This window comes from Pontibaca methylaminivorans (assembly GCF_900156525.1).
Lineage (GTDB): Bacteria > Pseudomonadota > Alphaproteobacteria > Rhodobacterales > Rhodobacteraceae > Pontibaca > Pontibaca methylaminivorans.
Genome location: NZ_FTPS01000001.1, coordinates 495,960 through 519,068 on the forward strand (window position 1 = coordinate 495,960; position 23,109 = coordinate 519,068).

Consider the following 23,109-nt stretch of genomic DNA (forward strand, 5'->3'; position numbering starts at 1 on the left):
TCCGCGCCGCGGCCGCGCGATGTTCCCGGTCAGTTGACAAGGAACGCTGCCGCTGCCGCTGCCGCGGTCTCCACCCCGAACATGTTGACGATGCCAAGCAGCATCACCGCCGCCGAGATCATCAGCGCGCTCCACAGCGCGGGCGAGGCCGGGGTGTCGACGGTTTCGCCCTCTTCGCCGAAATACATGTAGAAGACGATGCGCAGGTAATAATAGGCCGCGATGACCGAGGCGATCACCCCGGCGATGGCCAGCCAGACCAGCCCCCCCTCATAGGCGGCGCGCAGCACGTAAAGCTTGCCGAAGAAGCCGAGGAACGGCGGCACGCCGGCCAGGCTGAACAGCAGCATGAGCAGCGCCAGCGCCTTGCCCGGCTCGCGCTTTGCATACATGTTCAGCGCCCGGATGTCGGTCATGGGCGCACCGTCGCGCTCCATCATCAGGATGAAGGCGAAGGTGCCGACGCTCATGACGAGGTAGATCGCCATGTAGATCAGCATGGCCTGCACCGCGAATTCGTCACCCCCCGCCAGCCCCATCAAGGCAAAGCCCATGTGCGCGATCGAGGAATAGGCCATGAGACGCTTGAAATCCCACTGCCCGATCCCGCCGATCGACCCCAGGAACATCGAGAACAGCGACAGGTAGGCGATCACCAGTTGCCAGTCGGCGACCGCATTGCCGAAGGCATCGAACAGCAGCCGCGCGAACAGGCAGATCGCCGCGAGCTTGGGCGCGGTGGCGAAATAGGTCGTGACCGGCGTCGGAGAGCCCTCGTAGACATCGGGCGTCCACATGTGGAAGGGCACCGCGCTGACCTTGAACGCCAGACCGGAGATCAGGAAGATCATCCCGAACAGCAGCGCCACCGAGACCTCGCCATGGATCGCGGTCTGGATGATGCCGCTGAACAGCGTGGTGCCGGAATAGCCATAGACCAGCGAGGCCCCGTAAAGCAGCATCCCCGAACTGAGCGCGCCCAGAACGAAATACTTGAGCCCGGCCTCGGTCGATTTCACGCTGTCACGGCGCAGCGAGGCGATGATGTAAAGCGACAGCGACTGCAGCTCGAGCCCCATGTAGAGCACGATGAGATCGCCCGCGCTCACCATCATCATCATCCCGATGGCGGAGAAGGTGACCAGGATCGGGAATTCGAACCGCAGCAGGCCGCGTTTCTGCATGTAGTCCTGGCTCATCACCAGCACCACCCCGGCCGACAGCAGGATCCCGACCTTGGCAAAGCGCGAGAAGCCGTCCTCGATGAAGGCGCCGCCGAAGGCGGTGCGCCCGCCCGCGCCGTAAACGATGATCCAGACCGCGATCACCGCCATGACGATGCCGGTCAGCCACGTCAGCGGCACCGCCACCCGGTCGCGCCCGGTAAAGACGCCGCCGAGCAGCGCCGCCATGGCAAAGAGCGCCAGGATGATCTCGGGCAGAAGCGTGAGGAGATCGGCCTCAATCGACATGTCCATTCTCGGGGCTCCCTCAGTTCGAGGCGTGCTGGGTGGCGGCCGCAGCCGCGTTCAGCGCAGTTTCGTGATTGGCGACCAAAGCGGCGGTGCTCGTGCCGATGATGTCGATGACCAGCGACGGATAGATCCCGAGCACGAGCGTCACCACCACCAGCGGCGCAAAGATCAGCCGTTCGCGGGCCGACAGGTCGCGGATGGTCTTGAGCCCTTCCTTGACCAGATCGCCGAAGACGACGCCCCGATACAGCACCAGCGCATATCCCGCGCTGAAGATGACGCCGCTGATCCCGAAGAAGGCCACCCAGGTGTTGACCTGGAACGCGCCGGCCATGGTCAGGAACTCGCCGACGAAACCGCTCGTCCCCGGCAGGCCGAGGTTGGCCATGGTGAACAGCATGAACACCAGCGCAAAGGCGGGCATGCGGATCGCGAGCCCGCCATAGGCGGCGATTTCGCGCGTATGCATGCGGTCGTAAAGCACGCCGACGATCAGGAACAGCGCCGCCGAGATGAAGCCGTGGCTCAGCATCTGGAACATGGCCCCGTCGATCCCCTGCTGGTTGGCGACGAAGATCCCCACGGTGACAAAGCCCATATGCGCGACCGAGGTATAGGCGATCAGCTTTTTCATGTCGGTCTGCACCAGCGCCACGAGCGAGGTATAGACCACCGCGATGGCGCCGAGCCAGATCATGAAGGGCCCGAGCACGTCGCTCCCGATCGGGAACATCGGCAGCGAGAAGCGCAGGAAGCCGTAGCCGCCGAGCTTGAGCAGGATCGCGGCCAGCACGACCGACCCGGCGGTCGGCGCCTCGACGTGGGCATCGGGCAGCCAGGTATGCACCGGCCACATCGGCAGCTTGACCGCGAAACTGGCGAAGAAGGCCAGGAACAGCAACGTCTGCACCCCGCCGATCACCGGAATCCCGAGCACCGTGAAGCTTTCGCTCGCGAACTGGTGCAGCATCAGCTGCTCGATGTCGGTCGTGCCCGCATCGGCGATCATCACCACCAGCGCCACCAGCATCAGCACCGAGCCGAAGAAGGTGTAGAGGAAGAACTTGAACGAGGCATAGATGCGGTTCCTGCCGCCCCAGATGCCGATGATCAGGAACATCGGCACGAGCCCGCCCTCGAAGAACAGGTAGAACAGGATCAGGTCGAGCGCCGCAAAGACCCCGATCAGCAGCGTCTCGAGCACGAGGAACGCGATCATGTATTCCTTGACGCGGGCAGTGACGTTCCAGCTCGCCAGGATGGTGAGCGGCATCAGGAAGGTGGTCAGCATGACGAAAAGCACGCTGATTCCGTCCACCCCCATCTTGTACTGCATCCCGAGCAGCCACTCGTACTGTTCGACGAACTGGAACCCGGTCTCGGCGGGGTCGAAGCCGAACAGGATGAAAAGCGACAGGACGAATGTCACCACCGAGGCGAACAGCGCCACCCACCGCGCATTGCGGTTCGCGGCCTCGTCGTTGCCGCGCAGGAACACGGCAAGGATGATCGCCGCGACCGTCGGCAGAAAGGTGACGATGGAGAGGATATTATCCATTTATTTCACTCCCCAGCCAAGGGTCATCCAGGTGACAAGCAGAACGATCCCGAGCACCATCCAGAACGCATAGGTAAAGATGAAGCCCGACTGCATCCGCCCGGCGAGCCGGGTGAAGAAGGGCACGATTCCCATGGCCACGCCGTTCAGGAACCCGTCGATCACGTTGCCGTCGCCGCGCTTCCAGAACAGCCGGCCGATGCCGACGACGGGCCGCACGATGATCGCGTTGTAGATTTCGTCGAAATACCACTTGTTCTTGAGGAACAGATAAAGCGGGCGCTGGTTCTCCGCGAGGCGCCCCGGGATCGAGGGGCTGAGGATGTAGAACCAGATCGCGAACAGCAGCCCCGCCAGCATGGCGATGAAGGGCGATGCCTTGACCCAGGCCGGGGCGGCATGGGCGGTTTCGAGGATCTGGTTTTCGGGTCCGAAGTAAAGCGCCCCCGCCCCCGGCGCGCCGCCAAAGGCATGGCCGTCAAGCGGAATGCTGTAGAAGGCCGCGACCTGATCGGCATGGCCAAAGAAATCCCCCTGCCAGATCATGCCGGCAAAGACCGCGCCGAGCGACAGAACCCCGAGCGGGATCAGCATGGTCAGCGGGCTTTCCTTGGCATGGGCGTGGGTTTCGGCATTGCCGCGCGGCTTGCCGAAGAAGGTGAGGAAGATCAGCCGCCACGAATAGAAGCTCGTGAGCGCCGCCGCCACCACCAGCAGCCAGAAGCCGTGACCGGAACCGGCGGCCCAGGCGCTCTCGATGATCGCATCCTTGGACTGGAACCCGGCAAAGCCGATCGTGGTGAGCGGAATGCCGACCCCGGTGATGGCCAGCGTTCCCATCATCATCGCCCAGAAGGTCAGCGGGATCTTCTTCCGCAATCCGCCGTAATGCATCATGTCCTGTTCGTGGTGCATGGCGGTGATGACCGAACCCGCGCCAAGGAACAGCAGCGCCTTGAAGAAGGCATGGGTGAACAGGTGGAACATCGCCGCCGAATACATCCCGACGCCGGCGGCCACGAACATGTAGCCAAGCTGCGAACAGGTCGAATAGGCGATCACCCGCTTGATGTCGGTCTGCACGAGCCCGATCGTCGCCGCGACGAAGGCGGTGAGCGCGCCGATGACGGTGACGAATGCCATGGCCTGCGGCGCCTGCTCCATCAAGGGCGACATGCGCGAGACGAGGAACACCCCCGCCGTGACCATGGTGGCCGCGTGAATGAGCGCCGAAACCGGAGTCGGGCCCTCCATCGCGTCGGGCAGCCAGGTGTGCAGGAACAGTTGCGCCGATTTGCCCATGGCGCCGATGAACAGCAGCAGCGCGACGATGTTCGCGGCGCTCCACTCGCCCCAGAGGAAGGTCAGCTGCGTTTCGGCAAGCTCCGGCGCGGCGGCGAAGATGTCGTCGAAGCGGATGCTGTCCACCAGGAAGAAGATCGCGAACATCGCCAGCAGGAAACAGAAATCGCCGACCCGGTTGACGATGAAGGCTTTCATCGCCGCGGCATTGGCGCTCGGCTTGCGGTAGTAGAACCCGATCAGCAGATAGGAGGCGAGCCCCACGCCCTCCCAGCCGAAGAACAGCTGGATGAGGTTGTCGGCGGTCACCAGCAGCAGCATCGCGAAGGTGAAGAACGACAGATAGGCAAAGAAGCGCGGCTTGTAGACCTCGCCTTCCTTCCACTGGGGATCGTCGGCCATGTAGCCGAAGGAATAAAGATGCACGAGGCTCGACACCGTGGTGATCACCACCAGCATGATCGCGGTCATCCGGTCGAGCCGGATCGCCCATTCGGTGCTGAGACTGCCGCTTTCGATCAGGCGCAGGATCTCGATCTTTTCGGGGGTGCCGTCATAGCCGAGGAACACCACCCACGACAGGACGGCGACCAGGAACAGGAGCGCGGTCGCGACCCAGAGCGCCGCCGTCTCGCCGATCAGCTTCCAGCCGAAGCCGCAGATGATGGCCCCGACGAGCGGGGCGAGGAGAATGATGGTTTCCATGTCTGATCACCCCTTCATCATGTTCACGTCTTCGACCGCGATGGAGCCGCGGTTGCGGTAGAAGCAGACCAGGATGGCAAGCCCGATGGCCGCCTCGGCCGCGGCCACGGTCAGCACGAACATGGCAAAGACCTGCCCCGCGAGATCGCCGAGAAAGCTCGAGAAGGCGACGAGATTGATGTTCACCGAAAGCAGGATCAGCTCGATGCTCATGAGCAGGATGATGACGTTCTTGCGGTTCAGGAACAGACCGAAGATGCCGATCACGAACAGGATCGCCGCCACGGTCAGATAATGTTCAAGTCCGATCATTGCTCAACCTTTCGCATTCCGGCTTTCGTATTCCGGCGCCCGTATCCCGCGGTGGCCGGCGCATGTCCCGCATCCGCCTGCATCAGCTTTCCGGTCCGCGCAGAGTGGCCGCGGGCGCCGTCTGCAGCCCCTGCCCCGGCTGCACGCCCTGCCCCGGCGCAACGTCGATCAGTTCGACCGCGGTTGCCGGATCACGCCACATCTGGTGCAGCACGTTCTGGCGCTTGACGTCGGTGCGGTGGCGCAGCGTCAGCACGATCGCCCCGATCATTGCCACCAGCAGGATCAGCCCGGCAAGCTGGAACATCAGGAAATAGCGGTCATAGATGATCTGCCCGAGCGCCGCGGTATTGTGCACGTCCACCGGCGTCTCGTGCAGGCGCAGGGTCGCGGCGGCCTCGTTGCTTTGCCAGACACCGAACGCCATGGCGAACTGCATCAGCAGGATCAGCGCCATCAGCAGCGCAAGCGGCATGTATCGCGCCATCTCGGCCTTCAGCGCCGCGAAGTCGATGTCGAGCATCATCACCACGAAGATGAACAGCACGAGCACCGCGCCCACATAGACGATCACCAGCAGCATGGCGAGGAACTCGGCCCCCAGCATGACGAAAAGCCCGGCCGAGGACAGGAAGGCCAGGATCAGCCACAGGACCGAATGCACCGGGTGGCGGCTCAGCACCGTGAACAGCCCGCCGGCGATCGCGCAGAGGGCGAAAAGATAAAAGGCAAATACGGTCATGACTCGTCATCCTTTGGCTCGCCCATGGCTTCGCGCGCCAGCGCGAGCGCCCGTGCGGTGGCGGGAACGCCGGCAAAGACCGACACCTGGCCGATCGTCTCGACGATCTCCTGTTTCTTCGCCCCCGCCTCGAGCGCATGGCGCACCGTCTGCCGCAGCGCGGTATCGGCCTGCGCCCCGTGTATCGTCAACCCGGCGAGGATCAGCAGCAGCCGCGTACGCGCGTCGAGCCCGTCCTTGTTGACGGTCCGCCCGAACATCATCTCCATGGCGTCCCGGGTCATGGTGGGCCAGAAGGCTTCCAGTTCCTTGAAGGAAAACGCCTCGAGCGCCGGATTGAGGGTCCGCGCCATCTCCTGCGCCTGTTTCATCATGGCGTCGAAAGGGTTCTGGGGGCTCTCGTCGGTCATCGGTAGGGCGCGTCCAGTTCGATATTGCGCGCGATCTCGGCCTCCCAGCGGTCGCCGTTGTCGAGCAGCTTGGCCTTGTCGTAGTAAAGTTCTTCGCGCGTCTCGGTGGAGAACTCGAAATTCGGCCCCTCGACGATGGCATCGACCGGGCAGGCCTCCTGACAGAAGCCGCAATAGATGCATTTCGTCATGTCGATGTCGTAACGCGTGGTGCGGCGCGAGCCGTCCTCGCGCGGTTCGGCGTCGATGGTGATTGCCTGTGCCGGGCAGATCGCCTCGCAAAGCTTGCAGGCGATGCAGCGCTCCTCTCCGTTCGGATAGCGGCGCAACGCGTGTTCACCGCGGAACCGGGGGCTCAGTTCGCCCTTTTCGTGGGGATAGTTCAGCGTCGGCTTGGGCTTGAAGAAGTATTTCAGCCCCACCTTCATCCCGAGGATGTAATCGCCGAGGAGGAAATACCACGCGGCGCGGCGGTAATCTATCTGTTGTGACATGCTCATCCTCCCACGGTCCAGCGGGCGAAGAAGCCCCAGAACCATTCGAACCTGGTCGCGAAGGCCACGAACAGCACCCAGCCGAGCGACATCGGCAGGAACACCTTCCAGCCGATGCGCATCAACTGGTCGTAGCGATAGCGCGGCGTGATCGCCTTGATCATCGCGAACATGAAGAAGGCGACCAGCATCTTGAGCACGAGCCAGCCGATCCCGTCGGGCAGGAACGGCACCGGCGACAGCCAGCCGCCGAAGAACAGGATCGACACCAGGGCGCACATCAGCACCACGGCGACCAGTTCACCGATCATGAAAAGCAGGAAGGGCGTGCTCGAATATTCCACCTGATAGCCGGCCACCAGTTCGGATTCGGCCTCGGGCAGATCGAAGGGCGGGCGGTTGGTTTCCGCCAGCGCCGAGACGAAGAACAGGAACAGCATCGGGAAATGCGGCAGCCAGAACCAGTTGAAGACGCCCCAGCCGCCCTCCTGCGCGCGCACGATGTCGCCGAAGTTCAGGCTCCCGGTCGAGATGATGATGCCGATGATGATCAGACCGATGCTGATCTCGTAGGAGATCATCTGCGCCGCCGAACGCATGGAGCCGAGCATCGGATATTTCGAGTTGCTGGCCCAGCCGCCCATGATCACGCCGTAAACCTCGAGCCCCGAGATCGCGAAAACGTAAAGGATCGCCACGTTGATGTCGGCCAGAACCCAGCCGTCGTTGAAGGGGATCACCGCCCAGGCGACCAGCGCCATGACCATGGTGATCATCGGCGCCAGCAGAAAGACGACCTTGTTCGCCCCGGCCGGAAAGACCACTTCCTTGACGATGTATTTCAGGAAGTCGGCAAAGCTCTGCAACAGGCCGAAAGCACCGACCACGTTCGGGCCCCGCCGGATCTGCACCGCGGCCCAGACCTTGCGGTCGGCATACATCAGGAACGCCAGCGCCACCAGAAGCGGCACAACCAGCAGAAGGATCTGACCGATGATCAGCAGTGCGATTCCGAACGCATTGTTGGTAAAGAAATCAGCCATTGGTCCTCACACCGTGGGTATGTCGTGTTCCGCGCAGGTCTCGACAGCGTCTTTCGTGTCGATCATGACCAGCCCGCGAGGCTTGTCCGACGAGAGGGTGTAAACAGTATCCGCGCTCGATACGCCACCCCGTTCCTGCAGCCTGGTCCGCAAATGCCGCGCAAAGCCGTATCCTTCATCGACCGCAAGCTGCGCCATCGCGCAGGCCGCGTAATCCTCCACGTCGCCGGTGGTGCGCGCACCTCGCATGGCCGCGCTGACCTGCACCAGCCCGGCCTCGCCCGCCCCCTCGTCGCCGTCGCCAAGCAGGGCCGCCTCGGCCCCGAGATAGACCGGCGCATAGGGGCGCACGGCACTCTCGGACGCCGCGCAGGCCGCGAGCATCAGGGGCGATATGAGCACGATCCGGGTCACTCGGCGGCCAGCCCCTCGGCCGCGCGGGCCGCTTCGCGGGCCGACATCAGCGCCATGAGTTCGGAGGCGCGCGCGATCGGGTTGCTCAGCCAGAAGTCGCGCAGCGGATTGATGAAATCTCCGCGCCCGAGTTCCCCGGCCGCGAGCGGCTGCCAGTCGTTCTCCGCCACCTCGTCGATGTCACCGAGATGCGGAACCGCCGCGACCAGCGCAGCGCGCAGCGCCGCAAGCGAATCGAACGGCAGAGCGGCGCCAAGCTCGCCCGAAAGGGCGCGCAGGATGGCCCAGTTTTCCTTGGCCTGCCCCGGCGGGAAAGCGGCGCGCAGGGCCAGTTGCGGGCGCCCCTCGGTATTGACGAAAAGCGCGCTTTCCTCGGTATAGCAGGCCGCCGGCAGGATCACGTCGGCACGGTGCGCGCCGCGGTCGCCATGGCTGCCCTGATAGATGACGAAGGCGCCCGGCGCGATGTCGATCTCGTCGGCGCCAAGGTTATAGATCACGTCCGCCCCGGCGATCGCCTCCATGCCCCCCTCGCAGGTCGCGCCGACATCCATCGCGCCGACCCGGCCGGCGGCCGTGTGCAGGACGAGCAGGCGCGCGCCCGCATCCGCGGCCAGCTTCATCGCATGGCCAAGCACCGCCTCGCCGTCGTCACCGATAAGCGCGCCCTGGCCGATGACGACAATTCCGGCGGAACCTTCATTCGCGCCCGGAAGCCCCTGGCCCATCTGGTTTTCCAGCGCCGCGCGATCGGTGCCGAGGTGGGTGTAATCATAGGTCAGGTCCACCGCCTCGCCGATCAGGCTGATGGTCGCGCCCCGCAGCCAGGCCTTGCGGATCCGTGCGTTCAGCACCGGCGCCTCGACCCGCGGATCGGTGCCGATCAGCAGGATCGCCCGGGCGGTATCCAGATCCTCGACCCGCGCCGTACCCACATAGGCCGAGCGGTTGCCGGCCGGCAGCTTCGCGCCGTCGGTGCGGCACTCGACCGCGCCGCCCCGCCCCTCGATCAGTTGCTTGAGCGCGAACGCCGCCTCGACCGGGGCCAGATCGCCGATGATGCCGGCCGGTTTCGCCGCCCCCTTGAGCGCAGCCGCGGCCACCGCGAGCGCCTCGGGCCAGTCGGCCTTGCGCAGCCGCCCGCCCTCGCGGACATAGGGCATGTCGAGGCGCTGACGGCGCAGCCCGTCCCAGACATAGCGGGTCTTGTCCGAGATCCATTCCTCGTTCACGCCGTCATGGTTGCGCGGCAGGATGCGCATGACCTCGCGCCCCCTGGTGTCGACGCGGATGTTGCTGCCGAGCGCATCCATCACGTCGATGCTTTCGGTCTTGGTCAGCTCCCACGGCCGCGCGGTGAAGGCATAGGGCTTGTTGGTGAGCGCGCCCACGGGGCAGAGATCGACGATATTGCCCTGCATGTTCGAGCCGAGGCTCGAGCGCAGCGCCGCCGTCACCTCGTCATCCCCGGGCTCTCCGGTCTCGTTGCCGTAGGTGACGATGCGCATGTCCTCGCCCCGGCTGACGGTGCCCATTTCCCGGGTGCCGGCGACCTCGGTCATGAAGCGCACGCAGCGGGTGCAATGGATGCAGCGCGTCATGTAGGTGGCGATGAGCGGCCCGAGATCGAGCGGCGGCACCGCGCGCTTGGGTTCGCGGAAACGCGAGGCGTCCATGCCATAGGCGATGGACTGGTCCTGCAGGTCGCATTCGCCCCCCTGATCGCAGATCGGGCAATCGAGCGGATGGTTGATCAGCAGGAATTCCATCGCCCCCTCGCGCGCCTTGCGCACCATGGGGCTGTTGGTCAGGATTTCGGGCGGCTGGCCCTCGGGGCCGGGGCGCAGGTCGCGCACCTGCATCGCGCAGGAGGCCGCCGGCTTGGGCGGGCCGCCCACCACCTCGACCAGGCACATGCGGCAGTTGCCCGCGATCGAAAGACGCTCGTGATAGCAGAATCGGGGAATCTCGATCCCCGCGTCGTCGCAGGCCTGGATCAGGGTCATGGCCCCGTCCACCTCGAATTCGAGGCCGTCGATGATGAGCTTGCGCAGGTCAGCCATGGTCTATCTCGCCTTCAGCAGCGCACCGATGGCGCTGGAGTTCCTGATTTCTTCGCGCCCGAACACGCAGTAGGTCTCCGGCTCGCCGATCACCACGCCGCGGGACTTGAGATAGGCCTCGCCCTTCGCGCGCATCCAGGCCTTTTCTTCCTTGGATTCGATCTGGGCGCGGATCTCGTCGTCGCTGTAGCCAAGCTTGTTGGCATGGGCGCGCAGGTTCAGCAGGATGCTGAGCCCCTTGAGACGGCGCGGCGTGATGGTCGGGCAGATCTTGGCGACCTCGTTCGCCACCGCGACGATGAAAAGCGTATCCACGATCTCGGGCACTTCGCGCAGCGGCGGTTTGGCCGTGGCGGCGCCGAAGGGCAGCATCAGCGCCATAAGCCCGGCCAGCACAACGCGATTCACCATGCCGCCCCTGCCATGCCCGTTTCTGTACCGGTTGCGCATCATGGGTCGCATGTCCCCTGCAGTGTGAGCATGTCGGCCTCGGAAATGCCGGCCGTCTCCGGCCCCGCCGACCAGAGAATGTCCGAGGTGCCGTAATTCTCGATGCAGTAGCGCGTCGCCTCGTATTCGCCGGCCCGGCGCGCCCCGTCGAGCGATTGCGACGCCTGCGCCACGTTCACGAAGAAGACCGCGCGCGTCTGCTTCTTGTCGACCGGCCCGGCCTTGGCGTCGAAATAGGCCCCGTTGAAGGGATAGCGTTCGGCGCCGCCGCTGCAGGCAGCAAGCAGCCCGGCCAGCGCCAGTGCAAGAACAGGGATCGCTTTTTCCATGCTGTCTGCCTTTCCTTCGTGTTCGCTCGCCGGCCTTTTTACTGCGCGGCCATGACGGTGATGCCGCGCCCGGTCTTGTGGCGGCGGATGCGGTCCTCGATCTCGTCGCGGAAATGGCGGATCAGCCCCTGCACCGGCCAGGCCGCCGCATCGCCAAGCGCGCAGATCGTGTGCCCCTCGACCTTTTTCGAGATGTCGAACAGCATGTCGATTTCCTCGATCTCGGCCTCGCCCCGCACCAGGCGGTCCATGATCCGCATCATCCAGCCGGTGCCCTCGCGGCAGGGTGTGCACTGGCCGCAGCTTTCGTGGCGGAAGAATTTCGACAGCCGCCAGACCGCCTTGATCACGTCGGTGTCCTGATCCATGACGATCATGCAGCCGGTGCCGAAGGACGACTTGTGCTCGCGCATCCAGTCGAAATCCATGATCGCGTCCTCGAGTTCGCTTTTGGGCAGGATCGGACAGGAGGCGCCGCCGGGGATGATCGCCTTGAGATTGTCCCAGCCGCCGCGCACTCCGCCGCCGTGCTTTTCGATCATCTCGCGCACCGAGAGGCTCATTTCCTCCTCGAAGACGCAGGGCGTGTTCACATGGCCGGTGAGCGCGAAAAGCTTGGTGCCCGAGTTGTTCTGCCGCCCGAAGCCCGCGAACCATTCCGCCCCGCGGCGCAGGATGGTCGGCACCACGGCGATCGATTCGACGTTGTTCACCGTGGTCGGACAGCCATAGAGCCCGGCGCCCGCGGGGAACGGGGGCTTCATGCGCGGCATGCCTTTCTTGCCCTCGAGGCTTTCGAGCAGGCCGGTTTCCTCGCCGCAGATATAGGCGCCGGCCCCATGGGTGAGGAAAAGGTCGAAATCCCAGCCCGACCCGGCCGCGTTGTCCCCCAGCAGCCCGTCTTCATAGGCTTCGTCGATCGCCGCCTGCAGCGCCTCGCGTTCGCGGATGAATTCGCCGCGGATGTAGATGTAGGAGGCATGCGCGCCCATGGCGAAACCGGCGATCAGCGCCCCCTCGATCAGCGTATGCGGATCGTGGCGCATGATCTCGCGGTCCTTGCAGGTCGCGGGTTCGGATTCGTCGGCGTTGATCACGAGGTAAGAGGGCCGGCCGTCGCTTTCCTTGGGCATGAAGGACCACTTGAGCCCGGTCGGGAACCCCGCCCCGCCCCGGCCGCGCAGCCCCGAATCCTTGACCTGCTGGATGATCCAGTCGCGCCCGTTCTGGATCAGCCCGGCCGTGCCGTCCCAGTGCCCGCGCGCGCGGGCGCCCTGCAGGGAACGATCGCCCATCCCGTAGAGGTTGGTGAAGATCCGGTCCTCATCTTTCAGCATGTGAGCTTTCCCCGTGCTTCCGGCGCAGGCGCCAGAGTTGGTAACTGTTGATCAGGGCCCAGACGAACCCGCCGATGGCGCCGAAGTAGAACAGCATTTCATATCGGACCGGCAGGGCCAGAAGCTGCACCAGGATCGGGGCCAGGATGGCCGCAAGCCCGCTCAGCGCGATCACCACGGCGATGACCCGCCCCCTGCGCGAAATTCCGATGTCGCTCTCGCCCGTCATGTCGTCCTCGTTGCGCGCCCCCATGCGCGAGCGGCGGTCGGGGGCGGATGCGTCAGTCTTTCGGCGCCCCGTCTCCGGCCGCGCCCTGTGATCCCTTGCCGCGGCCGAGCCAAGGCGCGCGCAGCGGTGTTTCGGTCCCGTCAATGCGCTTCACCGTGTCGCCGAGCGCGAGCGCGAGCGCGACCGAGGCATTGTGGTCTTCGCGTTTGCCCCCGGTTCCCTTGCCCGCGATTTCGGTAAGCGTGGTCGGCCCGCCCGCCGCCTCGGACGAGAACCGCCCGTTCTGCGGCCCCGGCGCAGGTACCTTCCCGGCGGCGAGTTCGTCGATGATCCCGGCCAGACGCTCGGCGGTCAGATCCTCGTAGTAATCCTTGCCGATCATGGCCATGGGCGCATTGGCGCAGGCGCCCTGGCATTCGACCTCTTCCCAGGAGAACTTGCCGTCCGCGCTCAGCGTATGCGGGACCGGGGCGATCTTTTCGCGGCAGACCCCGATCAGATCCTCGGCACCGCAGATCATGCAGGTGGTGGTGCCGCAAATCTGGATGATGGTCACCTCGCCCACCGGCTGAAGCTGATACTGGAAGTAGAAGCTCGCGACCTCGAGCGCGCGGATATGCGCGACACCGAGCATGTCGGCCACATGTTCGATCGCCGGCAGGGTAAGCCAGCCTTCCTGTTCCTGGGCCCGCCAGAGCAGCGGAATGATGGCGCTGGCCTGCCGCCCCTCGGGGAACTTGGAGATCTGCGCCCGGGCCCATTCGAGATTGGCCGGGGTGAAGGTGAAGCTTTCGGGCTGGTCGGGATGAACGCGGCGAAGCATCAGGACGTTCCTCCTTGCAGGTGGGGGCGCCCGGGGAAGCGCGGGCAGCGCCGGTTGCGGGCGGCGGAGCCTCCGGCGGGGATATTTCCGGCCAGAAGAAATGCGGGTGTGGCGCTCAACGGTCGACCTCCCCGAAGACGATGTCGAGCGAGCCGAGCGCGGCCGAGACATCGGCCAGCATATGGCCGTTCATCAGCCAGTCCATCGACTGGAGATGCGCGAAGCCGGGGGCGCGCAGCTTGGCGCGGTAGGGCCGGTTCGTGCCGTCGGCGACCAGGTAGACGCCGAATTCGCCCTTGGGGGCCTCGACCGCGGCATAGATTTCGCCCTCCGGGACGTGGAAGCCCTCGGTATAGAGCTTGAAATGGTGGATCAGCGCCTCCATCGAGGTCTTCATGTCGGCGCGCGCGGGCGGGGCGAGCTTGCCGCGCGCGAGCACCGGGCCCGGCTCGGCACGCAGCTTTTCGACCGCCTGGCGGATGATTTTGGTCGATTCCAGCATCTCGTCCATCCGCACGAGGTAGCGGTCGTAGCAGTCGCCGTTGCGTCCGACCGGAATCCGGAAATCGAATTCGTCGTAGCATTCATAGGGCTGCGAGCGGCGCAGATCCCAGGGGAGCCCCGAACCGCGCACCATCACGCCGGAATAGCCCCACTCGAGCGCATCCTGTTCGGTGACGATGGCGATATCGACGTTGCGCTGCTTGAACACGCGGTTCTCGGTCAGCAGCACGTGCAGGTCCTGGATCACCGAGGGGAACTGCTCGGCCCAGGCGTCGATGTCGTCGAGCAGGTCGGGCGGCAGGTCGCGATGCACGCCGCCGGGGCGGAAATAGGCCGCATGTAGGCGGGCACCGCAGGCGCGCTCGTAGAAGATCATGAGCTTTTCGCGTTCCTCGAACCCCCAGAGCGGCGGGGTGAGCGCGCCCACGTCCATGGCCTGGGTGGTGACGTTGAGCAGGTGGTTGAGAACGCGGCCGATTTCCGAATAAAGCACCCGGATCAGGCTGGCGCGGCGCGGAATCTCGACCCCGATCAGGCGTTCGATGGCCAGGCACCAGGCATGTTCCTGGTTCATCGGCGCCACATAGTCGAGCCGGTCGAGATAAGGCAGGTTCTGGAGGTAGGTGCGGCTTTCCATCAGCTTCTCGGTGCCGCGATGCAGCAGGCCGATATGGGAATCGACCCGCTTCACCACCTCGCCGTCAAGCTCCAGCACCATGCGCAGCACGCCGTGGGCCGCCGGGTGCTGGGGCCCGAAGTTGATGTTGAAGTTGCGGATCTTCTGCTCGCCGGACAGCACGTCCTGACCGCCGCCCTCGAAGCTTTTCTCGCGGATGTCTCCGTCCATGGGCCTAATCCTCCAACCCGAGCGATGCGCCCTGCCTGGCCAGCCGGGCGTCGAACTCCGCCCGCCTGATCAGCGCGCGGCGGTGGCGCCCCCGGCAGATCTCGTTCGCCCCGTCGCGGGCGTTGACGCGGAACCATATGAATCGTCCGTCGATGTCCTCGACCTCGCTCTCCACGGTCACGGTCTGACCCGGCAGCGTGGGCGCGCGGTGGTCGACATCCACGTGCACGCCGACCGATTGCTCGCCGCTCTCGTAGAACGGGCGCAGCTGCTCGACGCAGGCCCATTCGACCAGGGCCACCATCTGCGCCGTGGCGAAGACGGGCGGCATGTCCGCAAAGGGCCGCGTTTCGGGAAACAGCGCCGGCACAAGATGGCTTTCCCGCACCGTCATCGCATGGCTTGCCGTCGCACCGATGGTCAGGCCGGGCGTCATGCGCCGCCCTCCTTCTGATGCTTCTCGTCACCCGGCAGGATATATTCCGCCCCTTCCCAAGGGCTCATGAAATCGAACTGACGGTATTCCTGCACAAGGCTGACCGGCTCGTAGACGACCCGTTTCACGGTCTCGTCATAGCGCACCTCGGTATAGCCGGTGGTCGGGAAATCCTTGCGCAGCGGATGGCCGCGGAAGCCGTAATCGGTCAGCAGGCGGCGCAGGTCGGGGTGGCCCGAGAACAGGATGCCGAACATGTCGAAGACCTCGCGCTCGAACCAGTCGGCGGAGGGGTGCAGCCCGGTGATCGAGGGCACCACGTCCTCCTCGCGGATCGCGGCGCGGAGCCGGATGCGCTGATTCTGGTACATCGACAGGAAATGATAGACCACGTCGAAGCGGCGGGCGCGCTCGGGGTGGTCGATCGCGGTGATGTCGATCAGCGTCGAGAAACGGCAGGAGGAATCGCGCTTGAGGAAATCCACGAGCGCCGGGAGATGCACATGCGCCACCTCGAGCGTGAGCTCGCCGCGCGCCACCTTGTAGCCGAGCACCGCATCGGGGCGGGCCTGCTCGACATGGGCGCCGAGATGATTCAATGCGTCATTGGTCACTGCGTCATCGCTCATCGTCTGATCGTCCCCGTGCGCCGGATGCGGCGCTGCAGTTGCAGGATCCCGTAAAGCAGCGCCTCGGCCGTGGGCGGACAGCCGGGCACGTAGACGTCAACCGGCACGATGCGGTCGCAGCCGCGCACCACCGAATAGCTGTAGTGGTAATACCCCCCGCCGTTGGCGCAGGAGCCCATGGAGATGACATAGCGCGGCTCCGGCATCTGGTCATAGACCTTGCGCAGCGCCGGCGCCATCTTGTTGGTCAGCGTTCCCGCGACGATCATCAGGTCGGACTGGCGCGGGCTGGCGCGCGGCGCGGTGCCGAAGCGTTCCAGATCGTAGCGCGGCATCGAAAGCTGCATCATCTCGATCGCGCAGCAGGCCAGGCCGAAGGTCATCCAGTGCAGGCTGCCGGTGCGGCCCCAGTTGACCACGTCCTCGAGCGACGTGACGAGGAAACCCTTGTCCTGAAGGGTCTTGTTCACCGCGCCCATGGTCGCTTCGCGATCGGCCCCGGCGGTATTGGCTCCGGTCATCACTCCCATTCGAGAGCCCCCTTCTTCCATTCATAGGCAAAGCCGACGGTCAGCACCACGAGAAAGACGATCATCGACCAGAAGCCGACGAGGCTGAGATCCTTGAAGGCCACCGCCCAGGGAAACAGAAAGGCGATCTCGAGATCGAAGATGATGAAGAGGATCGCCACGAGATAATAGCGCACGTCGAATTTCATCCGCGCATCGTCGAAGGCGTTGAAGCCGCATTCATAGGCGCTGACCTTCTCCGGGTCGGGGTTGCGCACCGCCAGCACCACCGCCGCAAGGATCAGGATCAGCCCCAGCGCGATGGCCACGGCGAAGAACATAAGAATAGGGAGGTATTCCCGCAGCATCTCTTCCATGAATCGGCTCCTCGCTTGTCTGCGCGCAGACGTGCCGGCAACTGGCTTCCACGGGCCTCATGGCCTTTCCCGCTGTCTATCCCTGCGCGGCACGAGGGTCAACGGTGGCCGAGGGCGAAACCGCGTCGCAAATGCCGCAGTCCGCAGCCCTCTAACCCGAGGGTTTCACTGCGTTACTCGCCTGCCGTCGCGGCAACCACGACCCCGCGATGCCCCGGGGCCGGGACAGCCCGCCGCGAGTCGCGTCGTATTCCTCGCTTCATCCCCGAGAGAGAGGCATTTTCGTTGGGCGCCCGGCCAACTCGATCCGCTCACGCCCGGCCGGCGCCGGCCCGCCCTGGATCGGCGCTCCCACGGCTGGCAGCGCCTACCCCGCCCCGCCGAAGGCGCGTGCCGCTTCCTCGCGGATGATGCGCGCGACCTGCGCGCAATCCGCGAGGCTGAAGGCCAGCGGAATGCGCATGTCGAGGGTGGCCCGGATGATCCGGTCGCTTTCGGGCAGATCGGGCACCGGGGCAAAGCGCCAGCTGTCATAGCGCGAGGTATAGCCCTCGGGCTCGGGTGCGCCGAACCAGTTGAGCACGACCCCCCGCGCGGCACAGCCCGCAACCAGCGCCGCGATCGCTTCGGGGGGCTGATCCAAGGCAAGGAACTGGATCGAGGATCCGGTGAATCCGGCCTGCGGATGCTGCACGACCGGCACCAGCCCCGCTGCGTCGCGAAGCCCCTCTTCCAGCACGCGGTAACGGCTGCGCCAGGCTTCAACGCGCTCGGGCAGCTTTCGCAACTGCGGGCGCAGGATCGCGGCGCGCAGGTTGTCCATGCGCCCCGAGACATTCGGAACCTCGTAGCGCAGCGCGGCAAAGGCTTCGGCCGGCGGTGCCGCAAGGTGGCGGCCAAAGTGCATATAGGAACCGGACAGAAGTATCGCGCGCGCGGCGATGTCGGCGTCGTCGCTCACCAGCAATCCGCCCTCGCCCGAGTCGAGATGCTTGTAGCTCTGGGTCGAATAGCAGCCGATGACGCCGTGCCGCCCCGAGGGGCGCCCGTTCCAGGTGGCCCCCATGGTATGGGCGCAATCCTCGATCACCGCGACGCGCGCCCGCGCGCAGATCTCGGTCAGGCGATCCATGTCGCAGATATGGCCACGCATGTGGCTCAGCAGCAGAACCCGCGCCTGCCCGGCCTTTGCCGCAAGATCGTCAAGGTCGATGGTCAGATCCGCGCTCGTCCCGACATAGACCGGCACCGCACCGACCGAAGCGATCGCCCCCGCCACCGGCGCAAGCGTGAAGGCGTTGCATAGCACGGAATCACCCGGCCCGACCCCCAGTGCCCGCAGCGCCGTGGAAAGCGCATAGCCCCCCGAGGCCAGCGCGACGCAATAGCGCGCCCCGACAAAGGCCGCGAATTCCCGCTCGAACAGCGCCACCTCGCCCGGCTCGTCGTCGCCGGCGTCGCCGTAACGGTGCAGCCGCCCGCTGCGCATGAGCGCCACCGCCGCCGCGATACCTTCTTCGGGGATCGGCGCGGGCTCGGTAAAGCTGCGGGAAAAAGCCCCGGCGGTATCGCCCTTGCGGGTCATGGCACCCGCGACATCGCCGGGGGGCGCGTTCCGCTCTCGCCGGTCAGGCGGGTGACGAGGCCCGGCAGTTCCGCGAATGATCCCAGCAGCGCCTCGGGCTTCAGCGCCGCCACGCTGTTTCCGGCCGGTCCGAAGGTCACCAGCACCGAGGGCACCCCGGCCGCGCGGGCGGTGGCGTGGTCGGTGTCGCTGTCGCCGACCAGAAGGCAAAGCGCGGGATCGCCCCCGGCGCGGCGCACGGCCTCGCGCAGGGGTTCGGGGTCGGGTTTGCGCACCGCGAGCGTATCGGCCCCGACCAGCGAATCGAACACGCCCCGGATGCCGAGCCGTCCGAGCAGGAGCTCGGCCAGCGCCTCGGGCTTGTTGGTGCAGATGCCGACCCGGTGGCCCGCGGCTTTCAGCGCGCCGATGGCGGTTTCGACGCCCGGATAAAGCACCGTGTGCACGTCGATCGCATCGCGATAGCATTCCAGCAGCCGCGGGTAATAGCGTTCGACCAGATCCGCGTCGAAACGCCGGTGCCGGCGCAGCCCCTCGGCCAGCATCGGACGCCCGCCGCGCAGGGCGATGCCGGCGTCGCGGGAATGATCCAGCACATCGCCAAGCCCCATCTCGCGGAAGCAGGCATTGGCCGCGGCCAGAAGGTCGCCCGAGGTATCGGCAAGCGTGCCGTCCAGATCGAAGATCACCGTGTGCACGCCCAAATCCCCTCCTGCGCGCATTTCTGCCATTGTTTCAGGGCGCAACCTAGTGTGACCCTGCTGCGGCTTGCGCCGTCTTCCCCAGCGGATAGAACGGGCCTGCCCGAAAGACAAAGGAAAACACATGTCGCTTGCCCTCATCATTCTCGCCGCCGGTCGGGGCACGCGGATGAATTCGGACCTGCCCAAGGTGCTGCACCCAATCGCCCAGGCGCCAATGCTCGCCCATGCGATGGCGGCCGGACGCGCGCTCGCGCCCGAACGGATCGTGGTGGTGGCCGGTCACGGGGCGGAGCGCGTGCGCACAGTGGCGCAGGATATCGACCCGGCGGCCGAAGTGGTGATCCAGGACCGGCAGAACGGCACCGCCCATGCGGTCATGCAGGCGCGCGCGCCGCTTGCCGGTTTCACCGGCGATGCCATCGTCCTTTACGGCGACACCCCCTTCATCAGCGCCGAAACACTGGCGCGGATGCGCGCCGCGCGCGGCAGCGCCGACATCGTGGTGCTGGGGTTCGAGGCGGCGGATCCGGGCCGCTACGGGCGGCTCGTGATGGACGGCGATGCGCTGGAGCGGATCGTCGAATACAAGGATGCGACAGATCAGGAGCGCGACATAAGCCTTTGCAACAGTGGACTTATAGCCGCCGATGCGGGGGTTCTGTTCGATCTGGTCGAGGCGGTCGGCAACGACAACGCAGCGGGCGAATACTATCTTACCGACATCGTTGCCCTGGCGCGGCAGAGAGGGCTGCGCAGCGCGGTCGTCACCTGCCCCGAGGACGAGACGCTCGGCGTCAATTCCCGCGCCGAACTCGCCACAGCCGACCGCGTGTTCCAGACCCGCGCCCGTGCCGAGGCGCTGGAGAACGCCGTCACCCTGATGGCGCCCGAGACGGTCTATTTCGCCTTCGACACGGTGATCGGGCGCGACAGCGTGATCGAGCCGAATGTCGTCTTCGGCCCGGGCGTCACGGTTGAATCCGGCGCGACGATCCGGGCGTTCTCGCATCTCGAGGGCTGCCATGTGAGCCGGGGCGCGGTGGTCGGCCCCTATGCGCGGCTGCGGCCGGGGGTGGAACTGGCCGAGGACGTGCGCGTCGGCAATTTCGTCGAGATCAAGAACGCCACGGTCGATGCCGGGGCCAAGATCAATCACCTGACCTATATCGGCGACGCCCATGTGGGCGCGGGCGCGAATATCGGCGCCGGCACCGTCACCTGCAATTACGACGGCGTTGCGAAACATCACACCGAGATCGGCGCGGATGCCTTCATCGGTTCAAGCACCATGCTGGTTGCGCCGGTAACGGTCGGCGCCGGCGCCCTGACCGCGAGCGGATCGGTCATCACCCGCGATGTGGAGGCGGGCGCGCTCGCCATCGGGCGCGCGCAGCAGCAGAACAAGCCGCATTGGGCAGAGCGGCTGCGCGAACTCGCGAAACTCAAGAACACCAAAGAGGCAGGAACAAAATAATGTGCGGTATCGTCGGAATCCTGGGCAGGCACGAGGCCGCGCCCATCCTGGTCGAGGCGCTGAAGCGGCTGGAATACCGCGGCTATGACAGCGCCGGCATCGCCACGCTGAACGACGGTGCCCTCGACCGGCGGCGCGCGGTCGGCAAGCTTGCGAATCTGAGCGACCTGCTGGTGCACGAGCCGCTGCGGGGGAAATCGGGTATCGGCCATACCCGCTGGGCCACCCATGGCGCGCCCTCGGTCGCCAATGCCCACCCGCACCAGACCGGACCGGTCGCCGTGGTGCATAACGGCATCATCGAGAACTATCGCGAGTTGCGGGCCGAACTTGTGGCAGAGGGTGCCGCGTTCGAGACCGAGACCGATACCGAGGTGGTGGCGCAATTGACCGCATCGCACCTGCGGCAGGGTGACGAGCCGGTGCAGGCGGCCTTCCGCACGCTCGACCGGCTGGACGGGGCCTTTGCGCTTGCCTTCCTGTTCGAGGGTCACGACGACCTCATGGTGGTCGCGCGCCGCGGCTCGCCGCTGGCGATCGGCCATGGCGAGGGCGAAATCTATATCGGCAGCGACGCGATCGCGCTGGCGCGCATGACCAGCCGCGTCACCTACCTTGATGAAGGCGACCGCGCCGTGCTGACCCGCGAGGGCGCACGGATTTTCGACGCGCAGGGCATGCCGGTGGACCGCCCGGAAAAGACCATCGAAGCCTCCGCGACCAAGGCGCACAAGGGCGGCTACAAGCACTTCATGGCCAAGGAGATCGCGGAACAGCCGGTGGTCATCGCCGAAACCATCCGCTGCTACCTGCCAAGCGGGGGTGACATGATCGACCTCAAGGAGGCCGATCTCGATTTCAGCAAGGTCAGCCGGCTGACCATGGTCGGCTGCGGCACGGCTTATTATGCGTGCCTGACGGCGAAATACTGGTTCGAACAACTGGCGCGGCTGCCGGTCGAGATCGACGTGGCCTCGGAATTCCGCTATCGCGAGCCGCCGCTTCCCGAAGGCTCGCTCGCCCTGTTCGTGAGCCAGTCGGGCGAGACGGCCGATACGCTCGCCGCGCTGCGGTATTGCCGGGGCAAGGCCGACCACATCCTTTCGGTCATCAACGCAGCCGAAAGCACCATGGCGCGGGAAAGCGACATCGCCCTGCCGATCCATGCCGGGGCCGAGATCGGCGTCGCCTCGACCAAGGCCTTCACCTGCCAGTTGGTGGTGCTCCTGATCCTCGCGCTCAAGGCCGCGGCCGACCGTGGCACCATGAGCGCGGCGCAGATCGCCGAACACGTGGCGGCGCTGCGCAGCCTGCCGGGGGCGGTGAACTCGGCGCTCGAACAGAGCGAGGCGATCCGCAGGGTGGCCCGGCACCTGAGCGAGGCAAGCGACGTGCTGTTCCTCGGGCGCGGCCTGATGTATCCGCTCGCGCTTGAAGGGGCGCTGAAACTTAAGGAAATCAGCTATATACATGCCGAAGGCTATGCGTCGGGAGAACTCAAGCACGGGCCGATCGCGCTCGTTGATACGGACCTTCCGATCGTGGTTCTGGCGCCGAGCGACGGGCTGTTCGACAAGACCATGTCGAACATGCAGGAGGTGATCGCGCGCAAGGCGCGGGTGCTGCTGATCACGGACGAGGCGGGCGTGGCCGCGGCCGGCGGGGACGTCTGGTCCACCATCGCCATGCCGGCCATCCATCCGGCGCTCGCCCCGATCCTCTACGCAATTCCGGCACAGTTGCTGGCCTATCACACCGCCGTCGCCAAGGGCACCGACGTGGACCAGCCGCGCAACCTCGCGAAATCCGTGACCGTGGAATAGTCGCGGCGGGATCGGCCGGAGCGATCAGAGCGGTCAGCCGCCGGCGGTCACGTCGAGCTCCACGAGATCGCCGGGCGACACGCCGAGCTTCTGCATCGCCTCGAGCGATATCCGGCTCCCGGCGCTTGCGGCGCCCGGAATCGGGATCAGCGTGACCTCGGCGCTCCCGCCGGTCCTGACGGCGCTGAGCCTGCCGGGCATTTCGCTTTTCACCAGCGGCGTTTCCAGCCACAGCCCGCCGCGCGCCGGATCGCCAAGGCTGGCGATGGTGCGCTGCGTCTGGCCGCTGGCAAGCACCGCGCCCGCCGTCTCCGTATCGTTCGCGTCCGCGCCGCGTTCCGAAACGGCCCCGGCCCCGGTCCCGGTCCCGGTCGCATCCGCATCAGCGGCCCCGGCCGCATCCGGGGACTCGGCGCCGTTCCACGCCGCGCAGCCCATGAGCAGGATCGGAAAGGCGAAATGTGCGAGTTTCATCGGATATGTCTCACTGTTTCACAATGTTTTGCGACGGCCCTCTTGTAGATGCGCAGGGCGA

24 protein-coding genes and 1 pseudogene are annotated in these 23,109 nt (G+C 65.8%); 2 read left to right on the plus strand and 23 right to left on the minus strand.

The features are described 5' to 3' along the window. Positions 1-29: 29 nt before the first annotated feature. From nuoN to B0B01_RS02610, 22 genes and pseudogenes are all read right to left on the minus strand, one after another. Positions 30-1,478 (minus strand): NADH-quinone oxidoreductase subunit NuoN, encoded by a 1,449-nt coding sequence (gene nuoN, locus B0B01_RS02505; protein ID WP_234967689.1) that lies wholly within the window; start codon positions 1,476-1,478, stop codon positions 30-32. A 13-nt stretch (positions 1,479-1,491) separates the two neighbouring features. After that, positions 1,492-3,033, minus strand: a complete 1,542-nt coding sequence (locus tag B0B01_RS02510) for an NADH-quinone oxidoreductase subunit M (protein ID WP_076646994.1) — start codon at positions 3,031-3,033, stop codon at positions 1,492-1,494. Then, positions 3,034-5,040: an NADH-quinone oxidoreductase subunit L gene (nuoL, locus tag B0B01_RS02515; RefSeq protein ID WP_076646997.1), complete on the minus strand. Its 2,007-nt coding sequence runs from the start codon at positions 5,038-5,040 to the stop codon at positions 3,034-3,036. A gap of 6 nt (positions 5,041-5,046) precedes the next feature. After that, positions 5,047-5,352: an NADH-quinone oxidoreductase subunit NuoK gene (gene nuoK, locus B0B01_RS02520; protein ID WP_076646999.1), complete on the minus strand. Its 306-nt coding sequence runs from the start codon at positions 5,350-5,352 to the stop codon at positions 5,047-5,049. Positions 5,353-5,494: 142 nt separating this feature from the next. Beyond that, positions 5,495-6,094, minus strand: a pseudogene (locus B0B01_RS02525) (NADH-quinone oxidoreductase subunit J); the annotation flags it as partial. Next, positions 6,091-6,504: a carboxymuconolactone decarboxylase family protein gene (locus B0B01_RS02530; protein WP_076647003.1), complete on the minus strand. Its 414-nt coding sequence runs from the start codon at positions 6,502-6,504 to the stop codon at positions 6,091-6,093. The pseudogene B0B01_RS02525 and the gene B0B01_RS02530, both read right to left, overlap by 4 nt. Next, entirely contained in the window at positions 6,501-6,998 is a 498-nt protein-coding gene (nuoI, locus tag B0B01_RS02535; protein ID WP_076647005.1) for an NADH-quinone oxidoreductase subunit NuoI, read from the minus strand. Before nuoI ends, B0B01_RS02530 begins: the two co-directional genes overlap by 4 nt. A gap of 2 nt (positions 6,999-7,000) precedes the next feature. Continuing rightward, positions 7,001-8,041 carry an NADH-quinone oxidoreductase subunit NuoH gene (gene nuoH / locus B0B01_RS02540; RefSeq protein WP_076647007.1) on the minus strand — a complete coding sequence of 347 codons (1,041 nt, stop codon included), beginning with the start codon at positions 8,039-8,041 and terminating at the stop codon, positions 7,001-7,003. A 6-nt stretch (positions 8,042-8,047) separates the two neighbouring features. Beyond that, on the minus strand, positions 8,048-8,455 hold the full coding sequence (locus tag B0B01_RS02545) for a hypothetical protein (RefSeq protein ID WP_076647009.1): 408 nt from the start codon (positions 8,453-8,455) through the stop codon (positions 8,048-8,050). Continuing rightward, positions 8,452-10,518 carry an NADH-quinone oxidoreductase subunit NuoG gene (nuoG, locus tag B0B01_RS02550; RefSeq protein ID WP_076647011.1) on the minus strand — a complete coding sequence of 689 codons (2,067 nt, stop codon included), beginning with the start codon at positions 10,516-10,518 and terminating at the stop codon, positions 8,452-8,454. Before nuoG ends, B0B01_RS02545 begins: the two co-directional genes overlap by 4 nt. A gap of 3 nt (positions 10,519-10,521) precedes the next feature. Next, the gene (locus tag B0B01_RS02555; RefSeq protein WP_076650006.1) at positions 10,522-10,929 is read right to left on the minus strand and encodes a DUF5333 domain-containing protein; all 408 of its coding nucleotides are present in this window, start codon (positions 10,927-10,929) and stop codon (positions 10,522-10,524) included. A 38-nt stretch (positions 10,930-10,967) separates the two neighbouring features. After that, positions 10,968-11,297, minus strand: a complete 330-nt coding sequence (locus B0B01_RS02560) for a hypothetical protein (protein ID WP_076647013.1) — start codon at positions 11,295-11,297, stop codon at positions 10,968-10,970. 38 nt (positions 11,298-11,335) lie between these two features. Continuing rightward, a complete protein-coding gene (gene nuoF, locus B0B01_RS02565) occupies positions 11,336-12,634 on the minus strand; it encodes an NADH-quinone oxidoreductase subunit NuoF (protein ID WP_076647015.1) in 1,299 nt (432 codons plus the stop codon). Then, positions 12,621-12,863 (minus strand): DUF5337 domain-containing protein, encoded by a 243-nt coding sequence (locus B0B01_RS02570; RefSeq protein ID WP_076650007.1) that lies wholly within the window; start codon positions 12,861-12,863, stop codon positions 12,621-12,623. The genes nuoF and B0B01_RS02570 overlap by 14 nt, the downstream gene beginning before the upstream one ends. Positions 12,864-12,915: 52 nt before the next feature. Beyond that, complete coding sequence (gene nuoE / locus B0B01_RS02575; protein WP_076647017.1) at positions 12,916-13,686, minus strand: NADH-quinone oxidoreductase subunit NuoE; 771 nt, start codon at positions 13,684-13,686, stop codon at positions 12,916-12,918. Positions 13,687-13,801: 115 nt separating this feature from the next. Further along, positions 13,802-15,037 carry an NADH-quinone oxidoreductase subunit D gene (locus B0B01_RS02580; protein ID WP_076647019.1) on the minus strand — a complete coding sequence of 412 codons (1,236 nt, stop codon included), beginning with the start codon at positions 15,035-15,037 and terminating at the stop codon, positions 13,802-13,804. Positions 15,038-15,041: 4 nt separating this feature from the next. Then, positions 15,042-15,473, minus strand: coding sequence for a thioesterase family protein (locus B0B01_RS02585; protein WP_076647021.1), 432 nt, complete (start codon positions 15,471-15,473; stop codon positions 15,042-15,044). Then, positions 15,470-16,102 carry an NADH-quinone oxidoreductase subunit C gene (locus B0B01_RS02590; RefSeq protein ID WP_076647023.1) on the minus strand — a complete coding sequence of 211 codons (633 nt, stop codon included), beginning with the start codon at positions 16,100-16,102 and terminating at the stop codon, positions 15,470-15,472. Before B0B01_RS02590 ends, B0B01_RS02585 begins: the two co-directional genes overlap by 4 nt. Continuing rightward, positions 16,099-16,632, minus strand: coding sequence for a NuoB/complex I 20 kDa subunit family protein (locus tag B0B01_RS02595; protein WP_200805400.1), 534 nt, complete (start codon positions 16,630-16,632; stop codon positions 16,099-16,101). Before B0B01_RS02595 ends, B0B01_RS02590 begins: the two co-directional genes overlap by 4 nt. Further along, positions 16,623-16,988 (minus strand): NADH-quinone oxidoreductase subunit A, encoded by a 366-nt coding sequence (locus tag B0B01_RS02600; protein WP_076647027.1) that lies wholly within the window; start codon positions 16,986-16,988, stop codon positions 16,623-16,625. Before B0B01_RS02600 ends, B0B01_RS02595 begins: the two co-directional genes overlap by 10 nt. Before the next feature lie 367 nt (positions 16,989-17,355). Further along, complete coding sequence (locus B0B01_RS02605; protein WP_076647028.1) at positions 17,356-18,573, minus strand: DegT/DnrJ/EryC1/StrS family aminotransferase; 1,218 nt, start codon at positions 18,571-18,573, stop codon at positions 17,356-17,358. Next, entirely contained in the window at positions 18,570-19,271 is a 702-nt protein-coding gene (locus tag B0B01_RS02610; RefSeq protein ID WP_076650008.1) for an HAD-IA family hydrolase, read from the minus strand. Before B0B01_RS02610 ends, B0B01_RS02605 begins: the two co-directional genes overlap by 4 nt. Positions 19,272-19,398: 127 nt before the next feature. Between B0B01_RS02610 and glmU the strand changes: the two genes are divergently transcribed. Next, entirely contained in the window at positions 19,399-20,751 is a 1,353-nt protein-coding gene (gene glmU / locus B0B01_RS02615) for a bifunctional UDP-N-acetylglucosamine diphosphorylase/glucosamine-1-phosphate N-acetyltransferase GlmU (RefSeq protein ID WP_076647030.1), read from the plus strand. Further along, positions 20,751-22,574, plus strand: a complete 1,824-nt coding sequence (glmS, locus tag B0B01_RS02620; protein WP_076647032.1) for a glutamine--fructose-6-phosphate transaminase (isomerizing) — start codon at positions 20,751-20,753, stop codon at positions 22,572-22,574. The genes glmU and glmS overlap by 1 nt, the downstream gene beginning before the upstream one ends. A 33-nt stretch (positions 22,575-22,607) precedes the next feature. Here the strand turns inward: glmS and B0B01_RS02625 are convergent, their stop codons facing one another. Then, entirely contained in the window at positions 22,608-23,048 is a 441-nt protein-coding gene (locus B0B01_RS02625) for a hypothetical protein (protein ID WP_076647034.1), read from the minus strand. Positions 23,049-23,109: the final 61 nt, after the last annotated feature.

What these genes read in the sequence shown, in the direction of transcription:
- nuoN (WP_234967689.1), bottom strand. Translation starts at nt 1,478, where the DNA reads ATGGACATGTCGATTGAGGCCGATCTCCTCACGCTTCTGCCCGAGATC.
- B0B01_RS02510 (WP_076646994.1), bottom strand. Translation starts at nt 3,033, where the DNA reads ATGGATAATATCCTCTCCATCGTCACCTTTCTGCCGACGGTCGCGGCG.
- nuoL (WP_076646997.1), bottom strand. Translation starts at nt 5,040, where the DNA reads ATGGAAACCATCATTCTCCTCGCCCCGCTCGTCGGGGCCATCATCTGC.
- nuoK (WP_076646999.1), bottom strand. Translation starts at nt 5,352, where the DNA reads ATGATCGGACTTGAACATTATCTGACCGTGGCGGCGATCCTGTTCGTG.
- B0B01_RS02530 (WP_076647003.1), bottom strand. Translation starts at nt 6,504, where the DNA reads ATGACCGACGAGAGCCCCCAGAACCCTTTCGACGCCATGATGAAACAG.
- nuoI (WP_076647005.1), bottom strand. Translation starts at nt 6,998, where the DNA reads ATGTCACAACAGATAGATTACCGCCGCGCCGCGTGGTATTTCCTCCTC.
- nuoH (WP_076647007.1), bottom strand. Translation starts at nt 8,041, where the DNA reads ATGGCTGATTTCTTTACCAACAATGCGTTCGGAATCGCACTGCTGATC.
- nuoG (WP_076647011.1), bottom strand. Translation starts at nt 10,518, where the DNA reads ATGGCTGACCTGCGCAAGCTCATCATCGACGGCCTCGAATTCGAGGTG.
- B0B01_RS02555 (WP_076650006.1), bottom strand. Translation starts at nt 10,929, where the DNA reads ATGGTGAATCGCGTTGTGCTGGCCGGGCTTATGGCGCTGATGCTGCCC.
- B0B01_RS02560 (WP_076647013.1), bottom strand. Translation starts at nt 11,297, where the DNA reads ATGGAAAAAGCGATCCCTGTTCTTGCACTGGCGCTGGCCGGGCTGCTT.
- nuoF (WP_076647015.1), bottom strand. Translation starts at nt 12,634, where the DNA reads ATGCTGAAAGATGAGGACCGGATCTTCACCAACCTCTACGGGATGGGC.
- B0B01_RS02570 (WP_076650007.1), bottom strand. Translation starts at nt 12,863, where the DNA reads ATGACGGGCGAGAGCGACATCGGAATTTCGCGCAGGGGGCGGGTCATC.
- nuoE (WP_076647017.1), bottom strand. Translation starts at nt 13,686, where the DNA reads ATGCTTCGCCGCGTTCATCCCGACCAGCCCGAAAGCTTCACCTTCACC.
- B0B01_RS02580 (WP_076647019.1), bottom strand. Translation starts at nt 15,037, where the DNA reads ATGGACGGAGACATCCGCGAGAAAAGCTTCGAGGGCGGCGGTCAGGAC.
- B0B01_RS02585 (WP_076647021.1), bottom strand. Translation starts at nt 15,473, where the DNA reads ATGACGCCCGGCCTGACCATCGGTGCGACGGCAAGCCATGCGATGACG.
- B0B01_RS02590 (WP_076647023.1), bottom strand. Translation starts at nt 16,102, where the DNA reads ATGAGCGATGACGCAGTGACCAATGACGCATTGAATCATCTCGGCGCC.
- B0B01_RS02595 (WP_200805400.1), bottom strand. Translation starts at nt 16,632, where the DNA reads ATGGGAGTGATGACCGGAGCCAATACCGCCGGGGCCGATCGCGAAGCG.
- B0B01_RS02600 (WP_076647027.1), bottom strand. Translation starts at nt 16,988, where the DNA reads ATGGAAGAGATGCTGCGGGAATACCTCCCTATTCTTATGTTCTTCGCC.
- B0B01_RS02605 (WP_076647028.1), bottom strand. Translation starts at nt 18,573, where the DNA reads ATGACCCGCAAGGGCGATACCGCCGGGGCTTTTTCCCGCAGCTTTACC.
- glmU (WP_076647030.1), top strand. Translation starts at nt 19,399, where the DNA reads ATGTCGCTTGCCCTCATCATTCTCGCCGCCGGTCGGGGCACGCGGATG.
- glmS (WP_076647032.1), top strand. Translation starts at nt 20,751, where the DNA reads ATGTGCGGTATCGTCGGAATCCTGGGCAGGCACGAGGCCGCGCCCATC.
- B0B01_RS02625 (WP_076647034.1), bottom strand. Translation starts at nt 23,048, where the DNA reads ATGAAACTCGCACATTTCGCCTTTCCGATCCTGCTCATGGGCTGCGCG.